The sequence below is a fragment of the Microbacterium sp. Leaf203 genome (assembly GCF_001421275.1).
GTDB classification, from domain to species: Bacteria; Actinomycetota; Actinomycetes; order Actinomycetales; family Microbacteriaceae; genus Microbacterium; species Microbacterium testaceum_A.
The window spans coordinates 1,216,170-1,225,570 of the sequence record NZ_LMKF01000022.1; the positions used below are offsets into that span (position 1 = coordinate 1,216,170).

7 protein-coding genes are annotated in these 9,401 nt (G+C 70.8%); 5 read left to right on the forward strand and 2 right to left on the reverse strand.

Annotated features, from left to right (window positions below; genetic code table 11):
- Nucleotides 1-65 precede the first annotated feature (65 nt).
- Nucleotides 66-1,019: a DMT family transporter gene (locus ASE56_RS06920; RefSeq protein ID WP_082450341.1), complete on the forward strand. Its 954-nt coding sequence runs from the start codon at nucleotides 66-68 to the stop codon at nucleotides 1,017-1,019.
- Here ASE56_RS06920 and ASE56_RS06925 read toward each other — a convergent pair.
- On the reverse strand, nucleotides 1,000-1,518 hold the full coding sequence (locus tag ASE56_RS06925; protein ID WP_056226654.1) for a DUF1697 domain-containing protein: 519 nt from the start codon (nucleotides 1,516-1,518) through the stop codon (nucleotides 1,000-1,002). The two genes, ASE56_RS06920 and ASE56_RS06925, sit on opposite strands and share 20 nt — an antisense overlap.
- A gap of 116 nt (nucleotides 1,519-1,634) precedes the next feature.
- Nucleotides 1,635-3,062, reverse strand: coding sequence for an NAD(P)/FAD-dependent oxidoreductase (locus tag ASE56_RS06930; protein WP_056228344.1), 1,428 nt, complete (start codon nucleotides 3,060-3,062; stop codon nucleotides 1,635-1,637).
- A 142-nt stretch (nucleotides 3,063-3,204) separates the two neighbouring features.
- Between ASE56_RS06930 and ASE56_RS06935 the strand changes: the two genes are divergently transcribed.
- The 4 genes from ASE56_RS06935 to ASE56_RS06950 all read left to right on the forward strand — a co-directional run bounded on the left by ASE56_RS06935 (nucleotide 3,205) and on the right by ASE56_RS06950 (nucleotide 9,281).
- Nucleotides 3,205-4,812 (forward strand): AlkA N-terminal domain-containing protein, encoded by a 1,608-nt coding sequence (locus ASE56_RS06935; protein WP_056226656.1) that lies wholly within the window; start codon nucleotides 3,205-3,207, stop codon nucleotides 4,810-4,812.
- Nucleotides 4,809-5,306: a methylated-DNA--[protein]-cysteine S-methyltransferase gene (locus tag ASE56_RS06940; protein WP_056226658.1), complete on the forward strand. Its 498-nt coding sequence runs from the start codon at nucleotides 4,809-4,811 to the stop codon at nucleotides 5,304-5,306. The genes ASE56_RS06935 and ASE56_RS06940 overlap by 4 nt, the downstream gene beginning before the upstream one ends.
- Nucleotides 5,307-5,601: 295 nt before the next feature.
- Complete coding sequence (locus ASE56_RS06945) at nucleotides 5,602-7,467, forward strand: ABC transporter ATP-binding protein (RefSeq protein WP_056226659.1); 1,866 nt, start codon at nucleotides 5,602-5,604, stop codon at nucleotides 7,465-7,467.
- Nucleotides 7,464-9,281 carry an ABC transporter ATP-binding protein gene (locus tag ASE56_RS06950; protein WP_056226661.1) on the forward strand — a complete coding sequence of 606 codons (1,818 nt, stop codon included), beginning with the start codon at nucleotides 7,464-7,466 and terminating at the stop codon, nucleotides 9,279-9,281. The genes ASE56_RS06945 and ASE56_RS06950 overlap by 4 nt, the downstream gene beginning before the upstream one ends.
- Nucleotides 9,282-9,401: the final 120 nt, after the last annotated feature.

The following is a 9,401-nucleotide window of genomic DNA, read 5'->3' on the forward strand; positions in this document are numbered from 1 at the left end:
GCCGCAGGCCACGCGGGGGTGAGTGGACCGCGCGGGCGGTGCGCCCGATCTCGCAGGGTGGAGGGATGCAGCCCGCATCCGAACACGTCTCGCGCCGCGGCCTCGTGTGGGGTGGTCTCGGCGTGCTCGCCTTCTCGTTCACCGTGATCTTCACCCGCGTCGCCGTCGTTCAGCTCGACCCGCTTTTCGTCGGGGCGGGCCGCGCCGTCGTGGCCGCGGCGATCGCGGGGGTCGCGCTCGCGATGACGAGATCCCGGATGCCGTCGCTCAAGCAGGCCGCGCGTCTGGCCATCGTCGGCGGGGGAGTGGTGCTGGGCTTTCCGTTGCTGACCTCGTTCGCCTTGACCTCGGCGCCCGCGAGTCACGGCGCGGTCGTGATCGCTGTGCTTCCCGCCGCCACCGCCGTGGCCGCGGTGTTCCGCACGCGCGAGCGGCCCGGCCGCGGGTTCTGGATCGCGGCCGTGATCGGGGCCGTCGTCGCCGGGGCCTTCGCGGTCGGCGGCTCGGGTGGCGACGGGCTGCACGCTACCGACCTGCTTCTGCTCGGCGCGGTCGTGGCTGCCGCCGTCGGTTACGCTGAGGGCGGGGTTCTCTCGCGCGAGCTCGGCGCGTGGCAGACGATCTCATGGGCGCTCGTGCTGTCGAGCCCGGTGATGATCGGCCTCACTCTGTTCGCGGCGATCCGCACGCCGATCAACGCTGATTCCGCCGCGTGGGGGTCGTTCGCCTACCTGGCTGTCGTGAGCATGTTCCTCGGATTCGTCGCCTGGTATCGCGGACTCGCGATCGGACCCATGGCTCGTGTCAGCCAGCTGCAGCTCGCCCAGCCGGTGCTGTCGTTGGCCTGGGCCGCCCTTGTGCTCGGAGAGCCGCTCACGCTGGGGACCGTCGCGGGCGGTCTGGCTGTCATCGCGTGTGCGGCGATCGCCGTGACGATCCGTCAGCGCTCGACCGGGTCCGCGGCGCCCCCGTCGCTCGACGCGACCGATGCCACCGCGCTCACGCGCTCATCGCGATGAGCTTCGCGACGGTGTTGGCGTTGCGCGCAGTACCGATGGCGCCGAGCCGCTTCTCGATGTAGCTCGCCTGTACCTTGGACCGCCCGATGCCGCCGGGGTAGCGCACGAACACCTCGCGCCCGTCGACCACGGCCTGCTCGGGCGCGTCGGCAGGGAGCTCGAGAGTGGTCGTGGAGGCGGGCTGGTCGAGGAAGACGGTCTGCACCCACCGCCCCTCCGGATCGGAAGCGAACGGATTGCGCGCGTGCGCGTCGGCGAGCTCGGCGTGTGTGCGGACGATGACGGGCAGATCGAAGCCGAATCCGTCCCGCACCGCCGCGCGCACCGTCTTCGCGATGGTGGCGGAACTGCGCCGCCCCGGGTCGAGTACGAGGTTGCCCGCGACCTGCAGCGTCTCGACCTCACCCAGACCGGCGGATGCCAGCACTTCGCGCAGCGCGGGCATCTTCATCGCCGTGGGTCCACCGACTCCACGGATCAGGGCGACGGAGCGTGACATGAAGCGACCTTATTCCGTGCGACTTCCTCGGGAGAGGGGCGGGGGGACGAGCGACACGCGACAGTCCATGCCCCTGCCCGGTCGAGCACCGATCGGCGTCTCACGCCCGCCCCGACTCAGGCCGAGTCGCGCCCCAGGGTCTCGAGCAGGCGCAGCCACACCTCGCTGACCGTCGGGTACGACGGGACGGCGTGCCAGAGCCGCTTCACCGGCACCTCGCCGACGATCGCGATGGTCGCGGAGTGCAGCAGCTCGGCGATGTCGGGGCCGACGAAGGTCGCACCGACCAGCACGCCCCGATCGAGGTCGACGATCGCGCGGGCCTTGCCCACGTAGGCGTCGGACTGCTCGCTCGAGCCGGCGACGCTCGCGAGGTCGTAATCGAGGACCTTCACGTTCAGGCCCTTCTCTTCGGCCTTCTTCGCGGTGAGCCCCACCGAGGCCACTTCGGGGTCGGTGAAGGTCACCTGGGGCACCGCGTCGTGATCGGCGGTCGCCACGTGCGCGCCCCACGGCGCGTCGTCGATCTCGTCGCCCTTCGCTCGGGCAGCGATGACGTCACCGGCCGCGCGAGCCTGGTACTTGCCCTGGTGGGTGAGCAGCGCGCGGTGGTTGACGTCGCCGACGGCGTACAGCCAGTCGAAGCCGCGGACGAGGAGGGTGTCGTCGACGTCGAGCCAGGCGCCCGGCGTCAGACCCACGGCATCCACCCCCAGGTCTTGCGTGCGGGGCGTGCGCCCGATTGCGACGAGCACCTCGTCAGCGGTGACGGTGGTGCCGTCGGAGAGCTCCAGGGTGGCACGACCGTCGTCGTCGCGACGAGCCGAGGTGGTGTCGGCGCCCGTCTTGACCGTGACGCCGCGTTCGCGCAGCGAGTCGGCGACGAGTTCTCCGGCGAACGGCTCGTTGCCGCCGAGCAGTCCAGAGCGGGCGATGATCGTGACGTCGCTGCCGAGGCTCTGGAACGCGGTGGCCATCTCGGCGCCGACGACCCCGCCGCCGATGATCGCGAGCGAGGCGGGGATCTGCTCGACCGCGGTGGCCTCGCGGCTGGTCCACGGCGAGATGTCGGCCAGGCCCGGGATATCGGGAAGGAGCGCAGCCGACCCGGTGCACACGGCGACCGCGTGGCGCGCGACGAGGTCGGTGGTCGTGCCATCGGCGGCGGTGACGCGGACCGTCTTCTCGCCCGTGAGCGTGCCGTGGCCCCGCACGAGATCGATGCCCGCGCCCTGCAACCACTGCACCTGGCCGGAATCGTCGTAGTTGCTGGTCATGGTGTCGCGTCGACGCAGTACGGCGGCGATGTCGAGGTCGCCGCTGACCGCCTGCTTCGCGCCGTCGACGTCGCGAGCGGCCCGCAGGGCGGCGGCACTGCGCAGCAGAGCCTTCGACGGCATGCAGGCCCAGTACGAGCACTCGCCGCCGACGAGCTCGGTTTCGACGATGGCAGCCGTGAGGCCGGCCTGGACGGCTCGGTCGGCCACGTTCTCGCCGACGGGGCCGGCGCCGATGACGATGAGGTCGTATTCGCGTTCGCTCATGGTGTTCACGGTACCGACGACCTCCGACATCGCATCGGGGTTGCGCCCGGGCGGGCAGAGGGAGAAGTCCGAGATCGGGCGTCTCACGGTCGTGTCCGATTTCCGCCAGCCGATGTCGGAGGTCGGTGGCAGGGTGGATGCCATGACCACCACCGTCCCCGACCTCCCGGGCTTCGCCGAGCGCTACCGCGTCATCCAGTCGCGCGATCGACGCTTCGACGGGCAGTTCGTCACCGCGGTCCGGTCCACGCGCATCTACTGCCGTCCGAGCTGCCCCGCGCGCACGCCGAAGGAAGAGAACGTCACGTTCTACGCCACCTCGGCGGCCGCGCACGAGGCCGGTTATCGCGCGTGCAAGAGATGTCTGCCCGAGGCTGCTCCCGGTTCGCCCCTGTGGGACGTCCGTGGTGACGTCGTGGCGCGCGCCATGCGCCTCATCGCCGACGGTGTCGTCGATCGCGAAGGGGTTCCGGGACTCGCCCGCCGATTGGGCTACTCCTCGCGTCACCTCACGCGCCTGCTCACCGCGGAGCTGGGGGCCGGTCCGCTCGCCCTCGCCCGTGCGCACCGGGCCCACACGGCTCGGGCGTTGCTCGTCGGCACCGACCTGTCGTCGGCCGATGTCGCGTTCTCGGCCGGATTCTCGAGCGTCCGACAGTTCACCGACACCATCGGGGAGGTGTTCGGCATGCCGCCACGCGACGTCCGCGCGCGGCGCTCGCGCGACTCGGGGCTCGAAGCCTCGGCGGGCGAGATCGACCTCGCCCTCCCCGTCCGCGGGCCGATCGACACGATCGGTCTGTTCGGATGGATGAGGGCCCACGCGATCCCCGGGGTCGAAGAGGGCGAGGACCGGTCGTTCGCGCGGGTCGCGCGTCTTCCGGCGGGGCCGGCGTGGTTCGAGGTGCGTCTCGCCGACGACGGGCGCCTTCGCCTGCGCGCCCGGCTCTCGGCCCTGGCCGACCTGGGTACCCTCATCGCCCGCGTTCGGAGGCTGTTCGACCTCGACGCCGATCCGCTCGCGATCGACGAGGCCCTCGCACGGCACCCCGAACTCGCTCCCGCCGTCGCGGCGATCCCGGGCGTCCGGGTGCCCGGGGCGATCGACGCCGACGAGATGCTGCTTCGCGCCATGATCGGCCAGCAGATCAGCGTGGCCTCGGCCCGCACGATGCAGGGGCGTTTGACCGCCGAACTCGGCGAGCAGACCGCCGTCGGTCCTCGGCCGTTCACGCTCTTCCCCTCGCCGGCGGTGATCGCCGAGCGCGGGCTCGAGGTCTTACGCGGCCCCGCCGCGCGCATGCGGGCGATCGTCGAGACGGCGGCGGCGCTGGCCGACGGCAGCCTCGAGCTCGGCGCCGGCGACGACGGTGCCGAGCAACGGGAGCGGCTCCTGACGATGCGGGGGATCGGCCCGTGGACCGCCGACTACGTGCGGATGCGCGTGCTCGGCGACCCGGACGTCCTCCTCCCCGGAGACGTGGCCGCCCGCGCCGGTGCGGCGGCCCTCGGCCTCCCCTCCGATCCGGCCGGTTTCACGAGCTGGTCCCAGCGGCTGGCGCCCTGGCGCAGCTACGCGATGGCGCACTACTGGTACGCCGCGCCCGTGACGCAGGCCTGGCGCGCGCCGGCGGAGCCCGGGGCCGCGGTCGCCGCGGCGCCGACCCGCCGGCGAAGCCCCCGCCTCCGCACCGACATCGTCCTGCCTTCCTCACCCGCACCCGAGACCGAGAGCGAGAATCTCGCATGACCGCTGCCACCCTCCAGTTCGTCGAGACCCCCGACGGGCCGTTCGCGATCCTCGCCGATGAGGCCGACCGGGTGCTCGTATCCGGCTGGACCGAAGACACCGACGCCGTCCTCGCGCGCCTCCGCCCTGAGCGACGACCCGCCGACATCCGCCCCGGCGACACCTCGGCGGCCGAGGCGGTGCGCAGGTACTACAGCGGTGACCTCGCCGCGATCGACGCCGTCGCCGTCTCGCAGTGGGGGACACCCCTCCAGCTCGCCGGGTGGAAGGCGCTGCGAGCGATCGAGGTGGGAACGCCCCTCACCTACACGGGCTTCGCCGCGGCGCTCGGCTCACCGTCCGCCGTGCGGGCGGCGGCGTCCATCTGCGCGCGGAACGCGGTCGCCCTCTTCGTGCCCTGTCATCGCGTGCTGCGCGGCGACGGGTCGATGGGCGGCTTCGCCTGGGGTACGCACGTGAAAGAGAGCCTGCTGGCACGCGAATCCGCCGTCTGACCGGCCCGTCGTCACAAGACGCTCTTGCCTCCAGCGTTTTCTCAGGGATATCCTGGAGGGCTGCCGTCCCCCCGCGGAAGCTTCACCGAACAAGGAGGATGCCATGGACCAGACCGACGCCCCCGTCGCCCCTGTTGCCGCCGCACCCTCCCGTGCTGCACGACCCGGCCGACGCCCCTAGGGCTCCGCGTCCGCGCTCCGGCGCCCCGCTCCGCCCCGATCGACGACCTTCGTCGCGCCCCTGGCACCTCTTTCCGCGCCCGATCCCGGCGCCCGCTTCGACCCCACGAGGATCATGACTCCCTCTACGCCTCCGCCCCGTCTTTCGACACCGCGCGCGCTCGCGCGGCTTCTCCCCATCGCACGGCCCGTGCTCCCGCGTCTCATCGCGGGTGCCGTGACCGCCCTCATCGCGAGCCTCCTGGCACTGGCGATCCCGCTGGTGCTCGAGCAGATCGTCGCCGGTCCCATCGCCTCGCTCGATCCTGCAGCCCTGGTGTGGGGCTCGCTCGCCGTGCTCGGTCTCGGTCTCGCCGAGGCCGCGATGGTGTGGCTGCGCCGCTGGTTCGTGCTCGCGCCGGCGACCAAGGTCGAGTACGACCTCCGTCAGTCGTTCTACTCGCGCCTGCAGCGTCTGCCGGTCGCGTTCCACGACCGGTGGCAGTCCGGTCAGCTGCTCTCGCGCATGATGCAGGACATCAGTATGCTCCGCCGCTGGCTGGCCTTCGGCGTCATCCTCCTCGTGGTCAACATGTTGACGATCGCCATCGGCGCCGTCCTGCTCTTCCGCTGGCACTGGCTCCTCGGCGCGCTGTTCCTCGTCACCTCGGCGCCCGTGATCTACGTCGGCTTCCGCTTCGAGAAGCGCTACGGCGCGCTGACCCGCCAGAGCCAGGACCAGGCCGGAGACCTCGCCACGTCCGTGGAAGAGAGCGTCCACGGCATCCGCGTCCTCAAGGCGTTCGGGCGGGGCGCGCACGCGCTCAGGAAGTTCACCCGCCAGGCCGAGTCGCTGCGCGAGACCGAGATCGACAAAGCCCGCGCCATCGGATGGATCTGGTTCTGGCTGGTTCTTCTGCCCGACATCGCCTTCGCGGTGTGCCTCGGCGCGGGCATCGTGCTGACGCAGCTGGGCCAGCTGCAGGTGCCCGAGCTGGTCGCGTTCTTCGCGATGGCCACGGTGCTGCGGTGGCCGATGGAGTCGATCGGCTTCCTGTTCTCGTTCCTCCTCGACGCGCGCACCGCGACCGATCGCATCTTCGAGGTGTTCGACGAGCAGAACACCATCGTCGACCCCGAGAACCCCCGTACGCTCACCGAACCCCGCGGCGAACTCACGTTCGAGAACGCCCACTTCCGGTACCAGGATGCCGCCGACACCGAGCGCGACCTGCTCGACGGCGTCGACCTGGTCCTGCACCCCGGTGAGACGATGGCCCTCGTCGGCCTCACGGGTTCGGGAAAGACGACGTTGACGACCCTGCCCGGTCGCCTGTACGACGTCACGGGCGGGCGCGTGCTGATCGACGGCGTGGATGTCCGCGACCTCACACTCGCCGAGCTGCGGCGTCACGTCGGTATGGCCTTCGAAGACGCGACGCTGTTCTCGCAGACCGTGCGCGACAACGTGCTGCTGGGTCGAGAAGACCTGACGCCTGGTTCGGACGAGGCCGAGGACATCCTGCGCGAAGCCCTGCAGGTCGCCCAGGCCCAGTTCGTCTACGACCTGCCGGACGGACTCGACACCGTCATCGGCGAAGAGGGGCTGAGCCTCTCGGGCGGACAGCGTCAGCGTCTCGCCCTTGCGCGCGCCGTCGCCGCGCGCCCGGCCGTGCTCGTGCTCGACGATCCGCTGTCGGCACTCGACGTCGACACCGAGGCGCTCGTCGAGGACGCCCTGCGCGAGGTCCTCAGCGAGACGACCGCCCTGGTCGTCGCGCACCGCCCGTCGACGGTCACCCTCGCCGATCGGGTCGCCCTTCTCGAAGAGGGTCGCATCACCGCGGTCGGCACGCACTCCGATCTGCTGCGCGAGAGCGACCACTACCGCTACGTGATCTCGAGCCTCGAAGAGGCCGAGCAGGCCGAACGCGAAGCCCGCACCGGGGCCATTCCCGTCATGACCGATGATGCCCTCGCCGACAAGGAGGCGACCCGATGAGCACCGCCACCGTCTCCGGAACCAGCGGCGAAGACCGCTCCGACTACACGCGCGACGAGAGCCGGTCGATCCGCCAGCGTTCGCTGCGCCTCCTCGGCACGCTCGTGTCGCCCCTGCGCTGGCAGCTCGTCCTCGCCGGTGCCGTCCTCGTCGTGTCGACCGCTCTGCGCGTCGCCGGTCCCGCGCTGATCGCCTTCGGTATCGACAACGCCCTGCCGGCCGTCATCGAACGATCCGACTGGATGCCGACCATCGGCGTCGTGGGCGTGTACCTGCTCGCGGGGATCGGCGGTGCCGTCCTCATCGGGTGGTACGTCGTGGTGGCCGCTCGTCTCACGCAGGCGGTCATGCTCGATCTGCGCAAGCGGATCTTCCTGCACACGCAGAAGCTCAGCCTGGAGTTCCACGAGTCGTACACCTCGGGCCGCATCATCTCGCGTCAGACGAGCGACCTCGACACGATCCGCGAGCTGCTGGACGGTGGCCTCAACGAGCTCGTGTCCGGCGTGCTCTACGGCCTGTTCACCCTCGGGGCGCTCTTCCTGATCGACTGGCAGTCGGGGCTGATCCTGACGGTCATGGGAATCCCCATGTACCTGTTGATGCGCTGGTTCTACTCGCGTTCGCAGGTGATCTACCGCGAGTCGCGCGTGATCAGTGCCCAGGTCATCGTGAAGTTCGTCGAGTCGATGACCGGCATCCGCGCGGTGAAGGCGTTCCGCAAGGAGCCCCGCAACGATCAGGAGTTCGGCAAGCTCGCGGCCGACTACCGCGACGTCAACATGCGCTCGATCAAGCTGTTCGGCACGTTCGAACCCGGGATCATGGCGGTCGCCGCGGTCTCGGTCGCCGTCGTCCTGCTCTGGGGTGGCGGTCGTGTGATCGCCGGGCCCCTCGAGATCGGTGTGCTCACCGCGGCGGTGCTGTACGTGCGGAACTTCTTCTCGCCGCTGCAGGAAGTCGCGTTCTTCCTCAATTCCTACCAATCGGCGACGGCGGCGCTCGAGAAGGTCTCGGGGGTTCTGGAAGAGGAGCCGACGGTTCCCGACCCGACCGACCCCGTCGACCTGTGGACCGCGAAGGGGCACGTGCGGTTCGACGAGGTGACCTTCGGGTACTCCGACGACCGCGTCATCCTGCCGCACTTCTCGCTCGACCTCCCGGCGGGGCAGACCGTCGCCCTCGTCGGGACGACGGGTGCCGGAAAGTCGACGCTGGCGAAACTGGTCTCGCGGTTCTACGACCCCTCGAAGGGGGCGGTGACCCTGGACGGGGTCGACCTCCGCCGCCTGCACCCCAAGGATCTGCGGCGCGCGATCGTCATGGTCACGCAGGAGGCGTACCTGTTCAGCGGAACGGTGGCCGACAACATCGCCCTCGGAAAGCCCGACGCGACCATGGACGAAATCCGCGCCGCCGCTCGCGCCGTGGGTGCCGACGCGTTCATCTCGAAGCTGCCCGACGGCTACGACACCGACGTGAACAAGCGCGGTGGCCGCGTCTCGGCGGGGCAGCGTCAGCTGATCTCGTTCGCTCGCGCGTTCCTGGCCGACCCGGCCGTTCTGATCCTCGACGAGGCCACCGCCTCTCTCGACATCCCGAGCGAGCGCCAGATCCAGAACGCGCTGCAGACGCTCCTCGCCGACCGCACGGCCATCATCATCGCCCACCGCCTGTCCACGGTGGCGATCGCCGACCGCGTCCTGGTGATGGAGCACGGCCGCATCATCGAGGACGACACTCCCGCCGCCCTGATCGCGGGGACGGGCAAGTTCGCCCAGCTGCACGCCGCCTGGCGCGAGTCCCTCGTCTGAGACGGCAGCGCACACCGGATGCCACGTTCCCGCGGGGGCGTGGCATCCGTGTTTCTGCCGAACATCGCCGAGAGCACTCTGCGACCGCGCGCGACGCGTTCGCGCAGCGGCCCCCCCCCC